Genomic DNA, 727 nt, shown 5'->3' with positions numbered 1-727 from the left:
CAGCGCCACATCCTCGCTTTCGGAAGCTTCGGTAGCCTCGACCTGGCCGAGACGCACCGACACACCGGTCGAGCGGCCGCGCACGGCCACCGCGTCGGCGGCATCGGCGCCGGCCTTTTTGGCAGCCTCGACCAGGGCCGCGACGCGGTCGGTCAATTTTGCTGCGTCTGATATGTCGGTCATGCCTGAAATCCTGCTGGTGCGGCCGGTGTGCGGCCGTTGCCCACCCATCTATTGTTCCGGTCCGGCTTGTGCAATGGCATAGGCTTCAATCAAAATGCAGGGCGGACGGTTCAAACCGCGAACCCTGTGACGCAAAATCGGTTCGCAGCCTGCACGGAGCATTTCGATGACGCCTTTCCATCTCGCCTTCCCGGTCCGTGATCTCGATGAAACCCGCGTTTTCTATGGCGAGGTGCTGGGCTGCGCGATCGGCCGCTCGTCAGCGACCTGGGTCGACTTCGACCTCTACGGTCACCAGATGTCGGCGCATCTGCGGCCGCAGGCCGCACAGGCACCCAGTGACGGCAGGGTCGACGGCATTGTCGTGCCGATCCCGCATTTCGGCGCGGTGCTCTTGATGGACGACTGGCAGCGCCTGGCGACACGGCTGGAGGCGCGCGACGACATCGACTGGCTGGAACGGCCGATGGTCCGCTTCAAGGGCGAGCCCGGCGAACAGGCAACGCTGTTCATCCGCGACCCCTCGGGCAATGCCTTGGAACTG

Annotated in this window: 1 protein-coding gene and 1 pseudogene; one reads left to right on the top strand and one right to left on the bottom strand. The window is 64.8% G+C overall.

Annotated features, from left to right (window positions below; genetic code table 11):
* Nucleotides 1–183: pseudogene (locus EN991_RS38535) on the bottom strand (TldD/PmbA family protein); the annotation flags it as partial.
* 166 nt (nucleotides 184–349) lie between these two features.
* On the opposite strand from EN991_RS38535, the gene EN991_RS38530 reads away from it, so the two are divergent.
* Nucleotides 350–727: VOC family protein (locus EN991_RS38530; protein ID WP_127370642.1), on the top strand; the 378-nt coding region annotated here is incomplete at its 3' end.

The sequence above is a fragment of the Mesorhizobium sp. M7A.F.Ca.US.005.03.2.1 genome (assembly GCF_003997795.1).
GTDB classification, from domain to species: Bacteria; Pseudomonadota; Alphaproteobacteria; order Rhizobiales; family Rhizobiaceae; genus Mesorhizobium; species Mesorhizobium ciceri.
Note: the sequence above shows the minus strand (reverse complement) of the source record. Positions and strands in the feature narration are given on the sequence as shown.